Here is an 18,843-nt window from a genome sequence, read left to right as displayed (position 1 = left end):
TACAGCAGGGAGTTCAGGCCTTCGCCATACCATACAATACCTGCCACTCGTCGTGCGTCACTGGCATTACCGATAGCCGATGACCTTTTTTAACCAGACCCAGTTCCCGAATGTGTGGATTGGCTTTAATGTCTTTAAGTGTCAGAATGTGATCAAAACATTCCACCAGCTTTACATCGACACTGTACCAGCGCGGCTTTTCCCGGCTGGCCTTTGGGTCATAATAGTCCGACTCAGGGTCAAACTGGCTCGGATCCGCATAGCCTGCCCGCACTATTTCAACAACACCGGCGATGCCCACTGTTTTACAGCTGGAATGGTAAAAAAACACCCGATCGCCAAGCCCGACTTCATCGCGCAAAAAGTTGCGCGCCTGATAATTGCGCACCCCATCCCAGGGTTCAGTTTGATCAGGACGGTTAGCCAGATGCGCAATACCAAACACATCGGGCTCAGACTTAAATAACCAGTATTGCATGTTAAACCCCACCAAAAAGCTCAAGCCCGATAGTATACCCAACCCAGGGTTACATGGCACGGCTGAACTGCGGCATCATTCTGTTACCGGTACAACGCTGTGCAGCATACGCCGTCTTTTATTTAGCACCTGTTATTTAGCAGTGGCTGCGGCCAATGAGTCGGTTTTTACCGGCCGCTTTTGCCTCGTACAATTGCTCATCGGCCTGGTTAATAATGTCTTCGAGCTTCGATGAATGTTCGGGCTGCATCACAATATAGCCGGCACTTACCGTTACTTCTTTGTAGGGACTGATTGAATTGGTGATGTGCAGCGCCTGCACTGACTCTACCATGGCGTTACCCACTGTTTCGCAGCCTTCCTGACTGGTATTGGGCAGAAATACCAGGAACTCCTCACCACCATATCGCATGGCAAAGTCCTGTGGACGTCGCAGACAGCTTTTTAGCGCTGTGGCCACCGCGTGCAAACACTTATCACCTTCAACATGTCCATAGGTATCGTTAAAACCTTTAAAATTATCGATATCCATCATAATCACGCCCAGCGGCTGTTGCTCTCTGATAAGGTGTTTCAACATGGTGGGTATTTCGGTGGTCAGATAATAACGGTTATATAACCCGGTAAGCTGATCGCGGAAGGTCATTTCGCTAATTAGCTCTAAACGCAGTTTACTCTGCAACACATTTTTTACCCGGTGGATAAGGGTCGACGCTACCACTGGTTTGGCAATGAAGTCTGACGCGCCGGCTTCCCAACAGGTATCCTGAAGTGCGGCATCGCCGCCGCCGGTGATAAACATCACCGGAATAGCCGCAGAGTGTGTTGTTTGCTTAAGTTCACCACAAAGGGTTAACCCGTCTTTGCCGGGCATATTTACGTCAAGCAGAATCAGATCGGGCTGTATTTGTTCGCAGGTTCTTATGACACTGGCGCTGTCGCCAATACAGGTGCATTGAAAAAACTCTTCCAGGACGGAAGATAACACCAACCGGCTGGCTTCCTCATCGTCAACAATCAATACCCTGCAATCTGCTAACGTTTTGTCGCTAAACGAGTGGGGTTGCAATACGGAGGTGTCAATCTTGGCCATAGTCTGACTCTCTGGTTCACAGCAGGCGAATGCTTTTATTGCTGTATTTATTCTGATGTACAGTCACTGATGTACATTAATTGATTAACGTTCATTGATGCTTTAATTGACAAGCTCTCAGTAACGGGCTTCCCAGGCACTCTCCAGCGCTTCAGCGGGTTGTGGCTTAGCAAAGTAAAAGCCCTGCCCCTGCTCACACCCCATGGTTTGTAATGCTACCAATTGTGCTTGTGTTTCGATACCCTCACACACAACTTCCAATCTTAGTGAATCGGCTAAATCAATAATAGCTTTAACAATCCTTACCGCTTGCTCATCGGAGTCAATATCCAGAATAAACGAGCGATCAATTTTTAACACGTCAAAATTAAAGCTTCGCAGGTAAGACAAACTTGAATAACCGGTACCAAAATCATCCAGAGCAATAGACACCCCCAGGCGTTGCAACGACATTATTGCTTTTTTGGCGCTATTAATGTTTTGAATCAACGCAGACTCGGTAATTTCTAACTCCAGCCACTCCGGCGATAAATCATATTTGTATAAGGTATCGGCGACGGTTTTGGTAAAGCCAAACTCATTAAATTGCGATGCCCCGATATTCACCGCCACTTTAACGGGCTTGCCTGCATCGAACCACGCCTTTGCCTGTTTACAGCTTTTATCCAGCACCTGTTTACCGAGCCGGATAATAAGACCCGACTCTTCAGCTACCGGTATAAAATGATAGGGTGTCATAATACTGCCATCACACCGCTTCATTCTGACCAGCGCTTCCATGCCGGTTAAATGTCCGTCAATGAGACTGTATTTAGGCTGAAAATACACCAGCAAAGCGTCTGCATCGAGACTATGATGGAGCATCTTTTCGACGTTCACACGCTCTTTTAAGTCTTCTGACAGTTCATCGGCAAAAAACGAAAAGTGATTTTTACCCTCGCTTTTTACCTTATACATGGCTGTATCGGCGTGACGCAACATCTCTTCAGGCGAGCGGGCATCCGTTGGGTAGATGCTCACCCCCATACTTATCGACAGCCGGTGAACGTCACCGTCGACCGCTACCGGCGCATTCACGGTTTCTATAACACTGCTGGCAATCGTATTAATATAACCCATAGAACTGCAGTCACTGAGCAATACCACAAATTCGTCGCCACCAATGCGGGATACCGTCGTATAGGGATCGCACACCCCTTCTAATCGCTTGGCCACCTGCTGAATAATCGCATCGCCCACATGGTGCCCTAGTGAGTCGTTGATATACTTAAAGTTATCGAGATCAATGAGCAGTGCGGTGACCATACGATCAGTGTGACTAATGTTGTTAATTGCCTGCAGCATGCGATCGTACAGTAAAATCCGGTTTGGCAAACCAGTGAGCTGGTCATGGTTGGTCAGGTGCGTCATTTTGGTTGTCATGGCAATGGCGTCGGTGACATCCTGAAACACGATGACGCCGCCGATAATATGATTTCCTTCCATGTCCAGAATGGGACTGGCTGAATCTTCTACCCGGTAACAATTGCCATCCTTACTGACAATCTCGGCATTGAGTGCCATCGCCACTGTGCGCTTTTGTTCCAGTGCCACGATTAACGGGTTTATCATTGTCTCACCGCTTGAGGCGTCCCGTAACACCATCACATCGGTCAGTTTTTGCCCCACCGCCTCTTTCTGACACCAGCCTGTTAAGCGCTGCGCGACGGGGTTAATAAAGGTAATCACTTCATTAATGTCGGTGGCAATAACCGCGTCACCAATAGACTGTAAAATAGTACTTAAATGCATTTTTTCCCGATGAAGAATGGAATACGCCTGATGCAGCGAACTGGCCTGCTGTTTAATGGTCATCTGACTTTTAACCCGCAACCGACAAATGTCCAGGTTAATGGGTTTAGAGATAAAGTCAGCGGCCCCCAGCGACAACGCCCTGGTCTCAAAGGTGACATCTGAATGGGAGGTAATAAACATGAATGTCGAGCCGGACAGCGCGGGAATTGCCTGAAGTGCTTTACACAGGGTAAAGCCATCCATTTCTGGCATTTCAATGTCGAGTAAAATAATGTCGGGGGTTAACTCACGTGCCAAAGAGAGGGCTTTTTCGGGAGATGTCGTGGTAACTACCGTGTAGTAATCACTCAACGCATGCTCAACAATCAGCAGGTCTGCTGCCTGATCATCGACTGCCAGTATTAGTCCTTTATTAAAATCCAGCTTCATAAAACTGCTTTGCCTTGTAATCTGTCCTGTTACATCTGCGGGAATCGCGCGCCACATTCTCAGTGAGTATAGTAGAACTTAACTGATTCGCTGGTTTTGCTTTGCTTTTTTTTACTTTTACACCTATTAATTACACATACCCAGGCCGTCTTTTATGCCTCACCATAACGACGGCCTCTGTTAATACTATCGTTAGGCAACTATTAAATGAGTATGCGTTTTTCCTTTCCGCTGTTTGCATTAACCGCTGTGTTTTTTGTGGGCGTCATTACCTATTTTGCCGATCAAAAAATCGTCAGCGCTTATAACAAAACACTCGTTGCCGATTTTGACATCAACTTAAGCGAAATCGAAACGCTGATAAGCAGCGAATACCGGGCGTTTAAAGAAGACATTACATTTTTATATTCTACGCCGCCCATCAGTGGGCTTACCCGTGCCGCCACTAATGATGGGGTAGACCCCCTTGATGGCACAACCACCGAGCTTTGGAAAGGCCGTTTAAGCAACATATTTACCAGCTTTATGGAAAACAACCAGGCTTACTTTCAGCTTCGCGTTATTGATGCCAAAGGCCAGGAAATGCTGCGCGTTGAACGCCTTAATGGCAAAGTGGTACCGCGCGCGAGCAACGATCTGCAAAATAAAAGCGAACGCTACTATTTTACCGAAACCACTTCATTACACGAAGAACAGTTGTTTGTGTCGGTGATTGATTTAAACCGCGAGTTTGGCCGAATTACCTTTCCGTACCAGCCCACTTTGCGGCTGGCAAAACCGATATATGACGAGGCTAACCAGCTGTTTGGTATTGTTATCGCTAACGTTGACGTCAGTTACCTTCTCAACGCATTGGATCACCTGGTTACTAAAGACTATCAAGTGCTGCTAACCGATGTCGATGGCTATTTTATAAAGCATCCCGACACAGCACTGCAGTATAGCCGTGACCTGGCGGCAAAACAGATGCTCCACACCACCTATTTGCAAAGGGTGCACGGTGACACCTCACTGGTGAATTATCAAAAGGACGATGCGTTATTGTGGGGTAAGTCAACCAGACTGGTGGTTGCCGCCCATGAACGCGGTGGTCAGTTAACAGCTACCATCTTACTGCCCGATAGCTATTATGCTGCGGCGCTTAACAACCGCCGCGCGGACACCTTTATAGCGCTTTTCGGTGTACTGGTTCTGTCGTTGCTGGCGCTGTATATGTTACATCGTAATAATCGGCGCTTAAGCAGCTTGCTAAGTGTTGCCGAAGAAGCCAAAGCGGCCGTTGATGTAGCCGAAGATGCGATTATTACCGTTGATAAACAGTGGCGAATTAACACTGTTAATTATGCCTTCGAGCGTCTGTTTAATGCCCACCTTAATGCCGTAAAGGGCAAACCCGTGGCGGCGTTTTTAGGCTATTATGGCGATGAGGAGTTAGCGCATCGGATCGCCAATGCCGATAACACTTTTGATTTTAGCGGTTACGACTGGCAGCCTTCCTGCCACGATAACGGCATAAAATGGCTGCACACGAAAGTGGCCAAAATAGACAACAGGGATTCTAACGCCGCTTATGCCATTGCGGTGAGTGATATTACCAGCGAAAAGCAGGCGCAGCTTGACATAGTATCGGTCAATAAAGGGTTAGAAAAGACCATTGCCAAGCGCACCTTTGAGCTGGAGAAAGCCAGAGATAAGGCACTGGAGGTTAGTCAGCTAAAGTCTAACTTTATTTCTACTATCAGCCACGAAATGCGTACTCCATTAAACGGCATAGTTGGGGCCACCGGTTTACTCAAGCAAGAGCCACTCAACACCAAGCAGAAAAAGCTGGTGCAGATGGCCGAAAACAGCGTCGAGTCATTGCGGCGGCTGATTAACGATATACTGGATTTATCCAAAATAGAAGCCGGTAAACTGGAGCTGGAGTATCAGCAGTTCAACCCGGAGGCATTACTGGAAAGCATCACCAGCACCATGTCGGTGGTTGCCAACGAGAAACGCCTGGGGTTTTATATCGACACCAACGATTTGCATTTTGTTTCGATTAACAGTGACCCGCACCGCTTAACGCAAGTCATCAACAACCTGCTCAGCAATGCGATAAAATTTACACAAAACGGTCACATTGCCGTAAAAGCCTGGAGTGAAATAACCGCCACTACCAGTTATCTGCATGTCGAAATAGCCGATACCGGTATTGGTATCGCAGAAGCGAAATTAGCCAGGTTGTTTAACGCCTTTACGCAGGCTGACAATACCATATCAGCCAGGTATGGCGGTACCGGACTGGGCCTTTCTATTAGTAAGGAAATCATTACTATTTTGGGAGGTAAAATATCGGTCAGCTCACAACCGGGCAAAGGATCGGTCTTTACCTTTACTGTGCCCACCAAGGAGTGGCAGGAAAAACCCAATGATGGCAATGCGCGTCTGGCCAACTCAAGTGTCGGCATAATGATCGCAACGCCGCCGTTGCGCGATGTCATCAGCCGCTTTATTGTTAATAACCAGGGCACCCTGGCTGAGCTAAGCGCCCCCATTACACCCAGCGATCTCGCGCCACTTTCATTGTTAATTGTTGACAGCGAACACCCTGATTATGAAGCATTTACCAGCTTTTGGCTGAGCCTGACTGGCGATGAACCTTTGCCTAAACTGGTGATATTGTCTGAACAGGTCATCCCTACAGCTGACTTGCCGGTAAATGCCATCAACTTAGTAAAACCAGTGTATCGTTCGGTATTGCTCTCGACCCTGTTAAACGCGCGTAGTAATGATACTCCCAGCTTAACCACCGACACCGAACGCCGGGGCCATGACATTCCCGGCAAGAGCAACCAGGCACTGAAAAACCGGGTACTGTCAGGGAATATATTAGTTGTGGACGACAACGAAATTAATACACAGGTAGCACGATACATTCTTGAGCCATTGGGAAGTGAAATTCTTATTGCTAAAAACGGCCAGGAAGCCATCACCATGCTCAAAGAAGCGAGTCAGCCTTTTAATGCCGTCCTCATGGACTGCAATATGCCAGTGATGGATGGCTATGAGGCAACCAAAGCCATCCGCAATGGTGCCGCGGGAGAAGACAACAAAACAATACCCATTATCGCTATGACGGCAAATGCCATGCAGGGTGAAAGCGAAAAATGTTATGCCGCCGGCATGAGCGACTTTATTACCAAACCTGTCGACCCGGTATTGCTGGAACGCAAATTAGCCCAACATATGGGCGCAGCGCTGACAGAAAATGAGCAATTAACTGCAGATGCTCCGCCTCAAGCGCAATATACCGCGCCAGCCAGTAACGAGTTGTGGCAAAAAGACCAGGCGCTTGAGCGTTTAGGCAGACGTGAAAACTTAATGACAAAGCTGATCCAGCTGTTCATAGCAAGCAGTGAGCAGAAAATGCAAGATCTTAACAATGCACTGGCTGAGCAAAACCGTGAGGGTATCCGCTTTGCAGCCCATGCCTTTAAAGGTAACAGCGGTGACGTGGGCGCTGTGGCATTACACAAAACCCTCAGCGAGTTAGAAAAGAACGCCGGTAACTTCGAATTTGAGCAGTTCCCGCCCCTGTTCCGGCAACTGGAACATGAGCTGGAACACACCCTGGTGTTGTTTAATGCTTACCTGGCAGCGCAGGAGTAGATTTGCTTGAACGCGCTCTATTGGTTGATTGATTAACCTGATAAACCAATCAATCAGCGGCCTGGCACACGTTGATTTACGCCGTGCAAAAGCAGTAGGATTGGTGGGTAAAACCTTACAGTCTTTGCGGTGTGAGATCTTCGCCTTACACCGCGGTTAAATTTAAACAACGGTAAACACTGATGAGCGCTATTCAAATTGTATGTCCTTCTTGCCAGGCGATTAACCGCAGTCCGGCGACGCGCCTTAACGACTCGCCCACCTGCGGAAAATGCAAGCAGCCGTTGCTGCCAGCCAGTCCGATAACGCTTGAGCAGGCTAATTTTGCACGTTTCGTACAAAAATCTGACTTACCCGTTATTGTTGATTTTTGGGCCGACTGGTGTGGCCCCTGTAAAGCCATGGCACCGGCATTTGCGCAAGCCGCCGCAGCGCTAACAGGCAGCGCGGTATTAGCAAAGGTCGATACCCAGGCGAATCAGGCCTTAAGTCAACAGTATGCTATACGCAGTATTCCCTGCATGTTGGTGTTTAAACAAGGCACTGAAACGGCGCGCCAGGCCGGTGCCATGCCGGCTGCGCAGCTTATTCAGTGGGCCCGGCAAGTCATACGTTAGCGGCGCTTTTTACGCGCGGTGTACAAAGCACTTAACAGCGCACAAATATTAACCGGTTAGTGGTTAACACTACGCTACTTTCCGGCTTTGATGTTTGCTATAATCGCCGCGTTTCCACTACCTTCTGAAGAATTCCATGCAAGCAACTATTAAGGCTGATCGCAGCCTGTTCTCGTATCCCAAGTATTGGGCCCACTGTTATGGCAGCGCACCTTTTTTACCTATGTCGCGGGCCGAAATGGATGAGCTTGGCTGGGACAGCTGTGACATCATTTTAGTCACCGGCGATGCGTATGTGGATCATCCCAGTTTTGGCATGGCTATTATAGGACGGTTGCTTGAAGCTCACGGTTTCAGAGTGGGTATTATCGCCCAGCCAGACTGGACAAATAAAAACGATTTCATGAAGCTGGGTAAGCCCAACCTCTATTTTGGTGTTACAGCGGGTAACATGGATTCGATGATTAACCGTTATACCGCCGACAAAAAACTCCGTCACGACGATGCCTACACGCCCAATAATGAAGGCGGTAAACGCCCCGATCGCGCAGTCACGGTGTACTCCCAGCGCTGTCGTGAAGCCTTTAAAGACGTGCCTATTATTATTGGCGGTATCGAAGGCAGCCTGCGACGCATCGCCCATTATGACTATTGGTCAGAAAAGGTTCGCCGGTCGGTATTGTTCGATGCCAAAGCTGACTTATTGATGTTTGGTAATGCCGAACGGCCGCTGGTAGAGGTTACTCACCGCTTAGCCGCCGGCGAAGCTATTGCCGACATCACAGATGTGCGCGGCACTGCCATTATCGTCAAACAACCCTTACCAGAATGGCAGGGAGTTGACTCCACATCCCTCGACCGGCCAGGTAAAATCGATCCGCTGCCCAGCCCCTATGTGATGGAACCGGATTGCGACGGCAAAAATGAAAATAAAACCGAGCCAGCTGCGCCCGAAACTGCAAAAGCCATTGTGGTGCAGCCGGCCGAGCGTCGTAAGCCGTGGGAAAACGTGTATGTAAAATTGCCCGCTTATGAAGTGGTGCGTGACAATAAAACACTCTATGCCCACGCCAACCGAATTTTGCATCAGGAAACCAACCCGGGCTGCGCACGCGCCTTATTGCAACGCCACGGCGATCGGCATATTTGGATAAACCCACCCGCTATGCCCCTTGAAACCGAAGAAATGGACGCGGTGTTCGATTTACCTTACCAGCGTGTGCCGCATCCGGCCTATGGCGATGCCAAGATCCCTGCTTACGACATGATCCGGTTTTCAGTGAATATTATGCGCGGCTGTTTTGGCGGCTGTACTTTCTGTTCGATTACCGAACACGAAGGGCGCATTATTCAAAGCCGTTCAGAAGATTCCATTATTCGTGAAATTGAGCAAATCCGCGATACGGTACCGGGCTTTACGGGCGTTATCTCCGATTTAGGCGGGCCCACGGCGAACATGTACCGCTTGCGCTGTAAAAGCGCCAAGGCCGAGGCGACCTGTCGCCGGCCATCCTGCGTGTACCCGTCGATTTGTGCCCATATGGATACCGATCATGCGCCCACCATTAATTTGTATCGACGCGCGCGTGATTTACCGGGGATCAAAAAAATTCTTATCGCCTCTGGTGTACGCTACGACCTGGCCATAGAAGATCCGGCTTATGTAAAAGAGTTAGCCAAGCATCATGTTGGCGGTTACTTAAAAATTGCCCCTGAACACACCGAAGATGGCCCGTTAAGTAAAATGATGAAGCCTGGTATGGGCACCTACTACCGCTTTAAAGAGCTGTTCGACAAATACTCTAAAGAGGCCGGAAAAGAGCAATACCTGATCCCGTATTTTATTGCCTCGCACCCCGGCACTACCGACGAAGACATGTTGGAGCTGGCTATCTGGTTAAAAGAAAATCGCTTTAAACTGGATCAGGTACAAAACTTTTATCCGTCGCCCATGGCCACTGCAACGACCTTGTACCACACCGAGGTTAACTCGCTGCGTAAGGTTAAGAAAGACAGTGAAACCGTGCCTTCAGCCAAAGGCGAAATTCATCGCCGTCTGCATAAAGCCATGCTGCGTTATCATGACCCGAAGAATTTTGCTCAAATTCGTAAAGCGCTGGTTAAGATGGGCCGTGAGGATCTGATTGGCCGTGGCCCGCAGCACCTGGTACCGCCAGAAAGTGCTAATGAAAAGCGCCAGCGTGCAGCAAAGCCGCGCCGGGGCGAGCGGGCGTTAACCAAGCATACCGGGATCAGAACGGCGGCAAATGCCAACGCGTCGGGCAACAGGCACAAGCCTAAAACCACCCGTACCAGCAAGCCCAAATACCAATAGAACTACCTCGCTTAAGGAATTTAAAAACCTGCACAGGGGATGAACAATCATCCCCTGTGCAGACAATCACGGGTACAACAAATCGTCAGCATCTTTCATCGTACCACTTTTAACGTGCCCATCATAACGTTATAGTTGCGCTATGATATTGATTATCTTTAGTTATTAACCTTTACTGGTTTCTAAACAACCACAGCATAAACAAATTTAGTAATGCTTGTAGTTAAATGCATCATCTCAATTCACCATGTCGCTGTTAGCGTCTGGTCGTACATGATTCAAACCTAACCATGTATTATCGTGGTTTTATAAATGGAGAGACACCATGTCAGCACAACGTATTAAGTCACGCATTTTAGGCTCATCGGCACTCAAGGTAAGTGAAGTGGGCCTGGGCTGCTGGCAACTGGGTGGGGATTTTGGCCCCATTGATGAGCAAACCGCGATGGCAGTGCTTACCCAGGCCGTTGATGATGGTATCACTTTTTTTGATACCGCCGATGTGTATGGTGGCGGTCAGAGTGAAAGCTATTTAGGCAAAGTATTATCTGACATTGCCCCTGATGCCGTGATTGCCACCAAATACGGACGTGGTGAGGGCACCTATCCTGACGGTTACAGCCTTACTGACCTGCGCGACGCCGTTAAACGCGCCCAGGACCGGTTACAGCGTGACCGCCTCGATTTACTCCAGTTGCACTGCATTCCTAAACACGTATTGAGCCACGGCGCCATATTTGACTGGCTAAGAGAAGTCCAGCAGGAAGGGCATATCAGTCACTTTGGTGCCAGTGTGGAAACACTGGAAGAAGCGCACATTTGTTTGCAACACGACGATGTAGCATCGTTACAGATCATATTTAACCTGATGCGCCAGCGCCCGGTGACCGAACTGTTCGATAAAGCGCTGGAGAAAAAGGTAGGCATTATTGTGCGCTTACCACTGGCCAGCGGCATGTTAACCGGTAAATTTGATCAGAACACGCAATTTGACGCCACCGATCACCGCAACTTTAATAAAGACGGCGATGCCTTCAGCGTTGGCGAAACCTTTAGTGGCATAGAATTTAACCAGGGCCTTAAGCTGATTGAGCGGCTCAAAACATTTAAGCCCGATGATTTAACCATGGCCCAATTTGCCATGCGCTGGATTTTAGATCACGACGCTGTATCGGCCATTATTCCTGGTGCCAGTTCAGCCAAACAGGTATCGCAAAATGCCGCAGTCTCGGCATTATCCCCCCTTGATAAGCGCTTGCATGAACAGCTTTACGCTTACTATATCGACGAAGTCGAACCACTGATCCGCTGCGAAGTGTAGCCTGTACACTGCCCTGCTATAATGGCACTGATAGCGCTACAACAACGCTGTCAGTGCCATCTGACGAAATCACAATAGCGAAAACCAATAGCATAATTTAAATCGCGCACATAACTGATAACCTTTTGTTAACAATAAAAAAAGGAGTATATGTGTGCTTAAATCACTTATCGCTGCCGCAGTTGCCGGTGCTTTAGTCGCGTCATCGACGGCGGCATTAGCCAAAACGCCCAGCCTCAACGACAAAGAATATTTCAGCCAGCCGAGTCTGGACGTAGTGGTTTTCAGTAACTGGTATAATGGCCTGTTCGGCGACTCAAAAGTCAGTGGTGTTGAACTGATTCATTTTGGCGAACGCACCGCCACCAATGGTGATGTGAGGTTAAGTGCAACGCCGGAGCAATGGGACCCAATCCCGACGTTTGTAGAACGTGTTGTCGACCAGGAGTCTGGCACCATTAGCGCGACCCTCTCCTACCCCGAATACGATTTCACCTATACAATTACCGCCAGCCCTATCGACAATGGCGTTGAGCTCACCTTGTCTTCGCCCAAGCCATTGCCAGCAGAGCTTGAGGGCAAAGCGGGTTTTAATATGGAGTTTTTGCCTTCCGTTTATATGGAAACCAGTTTTTTAGCTGACGGCAAACCCGGCGCATTTCCACTTTACCCTACCGGCGTAAAAGAAGTGATAGGTGCCCATGAGCCCCTGCCACTTGCCCAGGGCCAGCATCTTGTTTTGGCACCTGAAGACACCGGGAAACGTGTCTCGATAGAATCTGAAACCTTACCCTTAGCGCTGTATGATGGCCGTGCCAAAGCGCAGAATGGCTGGTATGTGGTACGCGGATTGTTGCCTGCGGGTAAAGCCGGCACGCTGGCTAAATGGAAGCTTACCGCCAGTACCAATGATAACTGGCTGCGCGATCCCATGATTGGTCACTCTCAGGTGGGCTACCTGCCTGACCAAACCAAACGTGCGGTGATTGAGTTGGATGCCAGAGCGCCGCTCAATGGTACTGCACAGTTGCTTAAAATAAATCCTGATGGCTCATCCACGGTGGTTAAACAGGCTAAACCCGTTAAGCAGGATAATTACACCCGTTATCAGTACGCAGCGTTTGATTTTTCTGATGTGACTACGCCGGGGGTTTATCAGTTGCGCTATGGTGCCACCACCACCGCCGCGTTTCCGATTGACGCAACGGTACTGGATAAAGCATGGCATCCAACGCTGGATCACTATTTTCCGGTACAGATGGATCATATGCTGATCAACGAAGCATACCGGGTATGGCATGGTGCATCGCATTTAGACGATGCCTTGCAGGCCCCTGTTAACCACGAGCACTTTGACCTGTACGCTCAGGGCCCGACAACTGACACGCCTTACCAACCGGGTGAGCATATTCCCGGCTTAAATGTAGGCGGCTGGTACGATGCCGGCGATTATGACATTCGCACACAAACCCAGTATCGCACCGTAAGAACCCTGGTACAGGTTTGGGAAGAGTTTGGCATCAGTCGCGACACCACGCTGGTTGATTACGATCGCAAGTACGTGGATATTCATGTACCAGATGGCAAACCTGATTTATTGCAGCAAATTGAGCACGGTACACTGGCATTGCTGGCGCAATATAAAGCAGTTGGTCACGCTATACCGGGTATAATCGTGTCTGATTTGAGCCAGTACACCCATTTGGGTGACGGCCTCACCATGACCGACAACCTGATTTATAACCCGGACATGGCCGATACCGAGTCCGATGGTATTAATAGCGGTGTATTTGACGATCGCTGGGCGTTTACCAGTAAATCCACACCGCTTAATTACGGTTCGATGGCCGCGCTGGCTGCCGCGAGTCGAGCATTGGCCGATTATAAACCGGCTCTGGCCAAAGAAAGCATAGAGACAGCTATTGCAGCATGGGAAGAAGAGTCCACTCACGCGCCGGACATGTTTCAAGTGGGTAATACCACTGGCGGTGGGCTCGAAGAAGAGCAGCTTAAAGCCGCTGTGGAACTGCTGATCACCACCAAAGATAAGCAATACCAACGCGCTATCAATAAATTACTGCCTTACATTGAAAGCGAGTTTGGCCGTAATGCGATCCTGGCTATCCGCGCAATGCCTTACATGGATAGTGCTTACCGAGAACGTATTCGCAGTGCTGCCGAAAGCTATAAGCCAACTCTTGACGCGGCAACCAGTAAAAACCCCTTTGGCGTGGTTATTACCGAATATGGCTGGGCGGGTAACGGCACCATTTTACAAATGGCGATGACCCAGTATTACTTGCATACCGCCTTCCCGGACTTATACGACAGCGAATTAATTTATCGTTCGTTAAATTACCTCTATGGTACTCACCCGGATTCGGATATTTCATTTGTGTCTAACGTGGGAACCGTATCAAAGAAAGTGGCGTACGGTATGAATCGGGCTGACTTCTCGTTCATCAGCGGCGCCATTGTGCCGGGTGTGTTAATCCTGAAACCGGATCTGCCGGAAAACATGGAAGACTGGCCGTTTTTATGGGGTGAAAACGAATATGTCATTAATGTTGGCGGTGCTTATTTATTTACCGTAAATGCTGCGCTGCAACTAGCCGGTAAGTAAACAACCCTATATTGCTGCTCAGTTCATTGTTACTGGTGAACTGCGCAGCAACTACCAACCGCCGCAATACCCATTCACACACATACTTACAATATCCCCACGCCAATTTACCCGGCGACTCTTGTTTACCCCACCAAATAATGCGATAAAAATGCCATACAAAACAAAATGAGTTTGTCATGGCAGAGAAAATACTTCGTTCCGCTTCCTTTGATCCAAAGGTTAAAACCTACTGGATGATCAGCTTGTTGATCATTTCCGGCGCAACGGTTATTGGTATTCCCCTACTCATCATCAGCATTCCGGTGTTTTTATTTATTTGCGGTAAAATGCTCGCAGCAATGTCGGCCACCCTGACAGAGCGTAAACTAGTGGTGAAGCGCGGTATTTGGTTTACCGAGGAAAAGTCTATTCCACTGGATAAGATCACGGACGTCTCCATGAGCCAGGGACCACTCATGAAACTCTTCGGCTTATACCGACTAGCCTTTGAAACCGCCGGGCAGTCGAGCCAGGGCGCACTCGTATCGTTAGTAGGCATTGTTGATGCCGCTGATTTTAGAGAAGCCATTCTTGATCAAAAAGAAAACGTGACCTCCCGCAATAACCCACCAAGCGAAAAGCCTGACACCCCACCCTCTGATCTGCAGGCCTTAACCCAGAGTGTACAGCGTATAGAAGCGATGTTAGCCGATATAATTCAAAGTAAAAACAAGTAACAGCGCAGCTGTCAGCTCTTTAGGAGACAGCTTATAGCGAGGTTATTTGCGAAACACGCATAAACTAAAGCTGGATATATATTTGCGCTTTGAGCGGACTTCGGACTTCGAATATCAGAATTTGTTAGTCTGTTATAGACAAGAAGCGGTCATTCGATTGTTTCTTTAAATCAGGTGACAAAACTGTTGATTGCTACAAAGCGGACCTTCACACCAGATTGGCTCAGAGCTTGGGGAAATTCGGAACTATAGTCACTTAATATGGTGCACTTGATATTTGAAACCTAGCCTAACCAACGATTTCAAAATCAATATTTATTTACAAACCTTTAAGCCATTGTTAATTTGTAAACATAATTAACTGTGGTCATGAGCAACTAACAGTCAATATCTTTAACTTAAGATCTGGGTTGTAGAACAAAGTTCTGCTAGCTCAAAGTTTATAATGGAATAGGATATCAAAACATGAAGAATTGGAATGTTGCCTTACCGTCGATGACTTGTGTGGCTTTAGTTACACAAGTTTCTGTTGCTTCTGAAGTCAATTATGATGAACTTTTCTCCTCATTAAATAGCGACAAAGCGCCTGGGTGTTCAATCGGCGTAATTGAAGACGGAAAACTAGTGCATCAGCAAGGTTATGGCATGGCTAACCTCGAGTTGGATGTACCACTTTCTGGTAATAACGTGCATAGAATCGGTTCCATTTCGAAACAATTCACCGCATTTGCCGTTTTGTTACTTGCTGAAGAAGGCAAAATATCTCTTTCAGATGACATTCGAAAACACTTACCTAAGTTAATGGACTATCAGAATTCTATTACTATCAACGCAATGCTGGGCCATTTTGCTGGTATGGGGGATTACGACTCGGTAGAAAAAGTGGTGAAGTCTGCCGCTGACGGTCCTTTCAGATTGGGGAATGAAGACTATCTGACCATTGATGAGTTCTATGATTTGGTTAAAACGATTCCGTTAAGGCATGCTCCAGATGAAAAGTTTAATTACAGTAATCTCGCTTATTTCCTACTATCAATGCTGGTGGAAGAAGTTTCTGGCGAGTCTTTGCGTGAATATGCCCATAAGCGAATTTTTAAGCCACTAAACATGAATGAGACTTTTTTCAGTGATGAGCCAACGGAAATCGTCAAAAACAGAGCTTCAGGGTATCGAAAAAACGATGAGGGCGACTGGGTTATTGATATGACTAACCTGTTTTGGGTTGGGGATGGTGGGCTTCATACAACTGTTGCTGATCTGGCGAAATGGGATGCTTATTTCTATACACCAACGCTGGGGAAAACCCCCGAGGTATTATTAAAACAATTTCTCACCCCAAATAGTGATTTTGGTGCTTTCATGGACGGTAAATACGCAAATGGCCAAGTAGTTGCTGAAAGTGAAGGGCACCAGGTTGTTGCGCACGGTGGCGGCTGGCTTGGTGTAAACGCGTTTTATGAACGCTATCCTGAGGTCAAGTTTTCAACAATCGTTTTATGCAATGACCCCGCACAAAGCGCCTATGACCAAGCTAAAAAAGCGGCAAAGGCTTATTTTGGTCAGTCTAAAGGATAGATTGCGAAAAGCTTAGATGACGCCTTAGGCGCCATGTTGTTTCAACAGCCGAATCAAAAACACCAATACGAAAACGACACTGTAGGCAGCAAATATTGCAATCATCCATTGTGGCATGCTCAGTGTGAGAAATTGCCAGTCAATATTGTCGCAGCTACCTGTGGCTGCAAAAAAACGCTGGTATCCATTCATGTATTAGCTGGATTTTTATCGACTGTTCATTGAGCCAGTAAATCCGAGGCTTAAGATAAACTATGAACGTCTGCTTTCATTGGTTATGAACTGCTATTGCCTTTTCAGGCAGACCGGCAGCAAAACGTACGCTTCGGCCTAACGAAGTCACTGGCTCAAATAGACAAGGAGCCGACGTTTGGATTATTGTTTTGCGACTTCTAGTTTGTGCCAATAGCGGACATTTAAATGGAAGTATAATCATTTCTCGTTAATCTGAGATGAAGCTGCTTTCCACCCTTCATGCCAAACTTTAAATTCAATTGATGTCTGGTGATATGGACAATCCGATATCGATACTCCATTTATAAACGCCTTCTCACCCTCTTCATAACATCCTAAATCTGCTGGGTTAGAAAAGGATTCATCAACAACGAGATGATAGTAAGCAGATTCCCCCGTTGAAAGAGAATAGTTAAAATCTTTCAACTGATATTCTTTCAGATCATAGCAACAAAATTTTACTAGCCCATTTAAAAAATTAGCGGTCCTATGAATACTTTCTGAAGGGCATAATGGCAAGTAACTAAATGCTCCCATATACAAAGCATTTTTTCCTATGACTTGTACATCATCACTTTCTTTCACTCCTAACTGACACCTGAGGACATTGTAGTTGGATAAAGCTTCACAAATTTCTTTATTTTTAAAATGATTAAACCCCTGCGTTTCCTTACCAATTTTATTCAATGAATCGATAATTTCATTGAATTCATTTACTAATCCCAATATTGAGATAGGGCTTTCGTCAGGGCTGGTAGGGATGGTTGTGAAGTGTCGAGGAGTATTGTTGGAGAATAATTTTTGATATAGCAACTCCCCGCCTAATATTTTGTATTGCCCTTCTTCACAGCGACTTGTAAGGTCGAAAAATTCTTTTCTATGCTGTATGTAACCGTTGAAACTGTTTACTTGTGATAGGCTTTCTATTTGTTTTTCAGTTAGTACTATCCTGTCTATAACAGTCCAGATTCCAAATAATATTAACTGAATTTCTATAGCTTTAATGATTGGCGAGTAATAATTTGTAAAATTCTCAATACAGCCAATTTTTGGACATATACTGATCTTAAAAACATCGTTATATATAAAAATCGCAAGAGCGTTTAACAAAAATAAGACAAATAATGCACGCCAATACTTTTTTAATTTCAAGGTATTTTCCACTGATAGGGAATAGTTAATTAGTCATACTGCTTGAATAGAGGAATCTATGTCAATGTCCGTTTATCGCTCGTTACTGTCGATTGGTATCTCACATCTGACCGGCGGCTTCACGTACAAACCAGTCGTCCATAAATAACTAGCAACCGGTCCCCTTGTAACCAAGAGCGGTCAACGCTGCGCTGGTTGAGCGATGTATTGAAAATAAATTAACACCCAGCGGTATTGTCGTCATTGCTTATTACCCGGGGCAATGGCGGTTATCCTTAGCGGCGTTCACCAACGCAACATGGGCCGGGTTCCTGCCCTACTGCAATTGGCGGTATTTGGCTGCAATGCTGCATGTATGCTAAATCGCTAACAATGGTAAAAGCTTATTTAAGCCGATTTTAACTGGTGCAATATAGCGCAGTTTTCGATGTTATGATTAACACAGGACGTTGCCAGTAACGACAACGACTTTTCTAACATGGCGAGCTCATTTTGAGTTTGCCGTATTCGCTTAAGCTGCCTGTCAATCATCTCATCGACTACAGCGCATGAGGCTTTGGGGTTTTGTTGAGCGTCGAGTAACTGCTTTATGTCGTCAATGGCCATATTCAGTTCCCGGCAGCGCCTGATAAATATCAGCGTTTCTATATCCTTTTGTTCATAGTGCCTGTAGCCGCTTTCGTTGCGCCGTGCCGGGGCTATCAGCCCTACCTCTTCGTAATAACGAATTGTTTTAGCAGGAACATTTGAGGCGGCAGCGAGCTGACTTATTTTCATCTTGACCTTCCAGTAACAGTAACCTTTATACTCAATATACAT

The 18,843-nt window shown here is 47.1% G+C and carries 13 protein-coding genes; 7 read left to right on the top strand and 6 right to left on the bottom strand.

Features of this window, described 5'->3' with window-relative positions; genetic code table 11:
• Positions 1-13: 13 nt before the first annotated feature.
• From OIK42_RS08385 to OIK42_RS08375, 3 genes are all read right to left on the bottom strand, one after another.
• Entirely contained in the window at positions 14-478 is a 465-nt protein-coding gene (locus OIK42_RS08385; RefSeq protein ID WP_273639696.1) for an EVE domain-containing protein, read from the bottom strand.
• Positions 479-614: 136 nt separating this feature from the next.
• The gene (locus tag OIK42_RS08380; RefSeq protein ID WP_273639694.1) at positions 615-1,571 is read right to left on the bottom strand and encodes a GGDEF domain-containing response regulator; all 957 of its coding nucleotides are present in this window, start codon (positions 1,569-1,571) and stop codon (positions 615-617) included.
• Between the two features lie 117 nt (positions 1,572-1,688).
• The gene (locus tag OIK42_RS08375) at positions 1,689-3,794 is read right to left on the bottom strand and encodes a two-component system response regulator (protein ID WP_273639692.1); all 2,106 of its coding nucleotides are present in this window, start codon (positions 3,792-3,794) and stop codon (positions 1,689-1,691) included.
• A gap of 207 nt (positions 3,795-4,001) precedes the next feature.
• Between OIK42_RS08375 and OIK42_RS08370 the strand changes: the two genes are divergently transcribed.
• The 7 genes from OIK42_RS08370 (at position 4,002) to OIK42_RS08340 (ending at position 16,638) form a co-directional block, all read left to right on the top strand.
• Complete coding sequence (locus OIK42_RS08370) at positions 4,002-7,448, top strand: ATP-binding protein (RefSeq protein ID WP_273639690.1); 3,447 nt, start codon at positions 4,002-4,004, stop codon at positions 7,446-7,448.
• Between the two features lie 182 nt (positions 7,449-7,630).
• Positions 7,631-8,065: a thioredoxin TrxC gene (gene trxC, locus OIK42_RS08365; RefSeq protein ID WP_445206761.1), complete on the top strand. Its 435-nt coding sequence runs from the start codon at positions 7,631-7,633 to the stop codon at positions 8,063-8,065.
• A gap of 136 nt (positions 8,066-8,201) precedes the next feature.
• A complete protein-coding gene (locus OIK42_RS08360) occupies positions 8,202-10,400 on the top strand; it encodes a YgiQ family radical SAM protein (protein WP_273639689.1) in 2,199 nt (732 codons plus the stop codon).
• Between the two features lie 325 nt (positions 10,401-10,725).
• Positions 10,726-11,721, top strand: coding sequence for an aldo/keto reductase (locus OIK42_RS08355; protein WP_273639687.1), 996 nt, complete (start codon positions 10,726-10,728; stop codon positions 11,719-11,721).
• A 154-nt stretch (positions 11,722-11,875) separates the two neighbouring features.
• Positions 11,876-14,344, top strand: a complete 2,469-nt coding sequence (locus tag OIK42_RS08350) for a glycoside hydrolase family 9 protein (protein WP_273639686.1) — start codon at positions 11,876-11,878, stop codon at positions 14,342-14,344.
• Positions 14,345-14,523: 179 nt separating this feature from the next.
• On the top strand, positions 14,524-15,063 hold the full coding sequence (locus OIK42_RS08345) for a PH domain-containing protein (protein ID WP_273639684.1): 540 nt from the start codon (positions 14,524-14,526) through the stop codon (positions 15,061-15,063).
• A gap of 465 nt (positions 15,064-15,528) precedes the next feature.
• Positions 15,529-16,638 carry a serine hydrolase domain-containing protein gene (locus OIK42_RS08340; RefSeq protein ID WP_273639683.1) on the top strand — a complete coding sequence of 370 codons (1,110 nt, stop codon included), beginning with the start codon at positions 15,529-15,531 and terminating at the stop codon, positions 16,636-16,638.
• Between the two features lie 24 nt (positions 16,639-16,662).
• Here the strand turns inward: OIK42_RS08340 and OIK42_RS08335 are convergent, their stop codons facing one another.
• From OIK42_RS08335 to OIK42_RS08325, 3 genes are all read right to left on the bottom strand, one after another.
• Entirely contained in the window at positions 16,663-16,830 is a 168-nt protein-coding gene (locus OIK42_RS08335) for a disulfide bond formation protein B (RefSeq protein WP_374211847.1), read from the bottom strand.
• A gap of 240 nt (positions 16,831-17,070) precedes the next feature.
• Complete coding sequence (locus tag OIK42_RS08330) at positions 17,071-18,024, bottom strand: hypothetical protein (protein ID WP_273639682.1); 954 nt, start codon at positions 18,022-18,024, stop codon at positions 17,071-17,073.
• 387 nt (positions 18,025-18,411) lie between these two features.
• Positions 18,412-18,801, bottom strand: coding sequence for a Cd(II)/Pb(II)-responsive transcriptional regulator (locus OIK42_RS08325; RefSeq protein WP_273639681.1), 390 nt, complete (start codon positions 18,799-18,801; stop codon positions 18,412-18,414).
• Positions 18,802-18,843 lie beyond the last annotated feature (42 nt).

The organism is Alteromonas gilva, assembly GCF_028595265.1.
Taxonomy (GTDB): domain Bacteria; phylum Pseudomonadota; class Gammaproteobacteria; order Enterobacterales; family Alteromonadaceae; genus Alteromonas; species Alteromonas gilva.
This window is presented reverse-complemented; position numbering and strand designations above follow the sequence as displayed.

Bases quoted from the DNA above. Each gene is read 5' to 3' on its own strand.
- OIK42_RS08375 (WP_273639692.1), bottom strand. From the start codon at position 3,794: ATGAAGCTGGATTTTAATAAAGGACTAATACTGGCAGTCGATGATCAG.
- OIK42_RS08370 (WP_273639690.1), top strand. From the start codon at position 4,002: ATGAGTATGCGTTTTTCCTTTCCGCTGTTTGCATTAACCGCTGTGTTT.
- OIK42_RS08380 (WP_273639694.1), bottom strand. From the start codon at position 1,571: ATGGCCAAGATTGACACCTCCGTATTGCAACCCCACTCGTTTAGCGAC.
- OIK42_RS08355 (WP_273639687.1), top strand. From the start codon at position 10,726: ATGTCAGCACAACGTATTAAGTCACGCATTTTAGGCTCATCGGCACTC.
- OIK42_RS08335 (WP_374211847.1), bottom strand. From the start codon at position 16,830: ATGAATGGATACCAGCGTTTTTTTGCAGCCACAGGTAGCTGCGACAAT.
- OIK42_RS08325 (WP_273639681.1), bottom strand. From the start codon at position 18,801: ATGAAAATAAGTCAGCTCGCTGCCGCCTCAAATGTTCCTGCTAAAACA.
- trxC (WP_445206761.1), top strand. From the start codon at position 7,631: ATGAGCGCTATTCAAATTGTATGTCCTTCTTGCCAGGCGATTAACCGC.
- OIK42_RS08385 (WP_273639696.1), bottom strand. From the start codon at position 478: ATGCAATACTGGTTATTTAAGTCTGAGCCCGATGTGTTTGGTATTGCG.
- OIK42_RS08340 (WP_273639683.1), top strand. From the start codon at position 15,529: ATGAAGAATTGGAATGTTGCCTTACCGTCGATGACTTGTGTGGCTTTA.
- OIK42_RS08345 (WP_273639684.1), top strand. From the start codon at position 14,524: ATGGCAGAGAAAATACTTCGTTCCGCTTCCTTTGATCCAAAGGTTAAA.
- OIK42_RS08360 (WP_273639689.1), top strand. From the start codon at position 8,202: ATGCAAGCAACTATTAAGGCTGATCGCAGCCTGTTCTCGTATCCCAAG.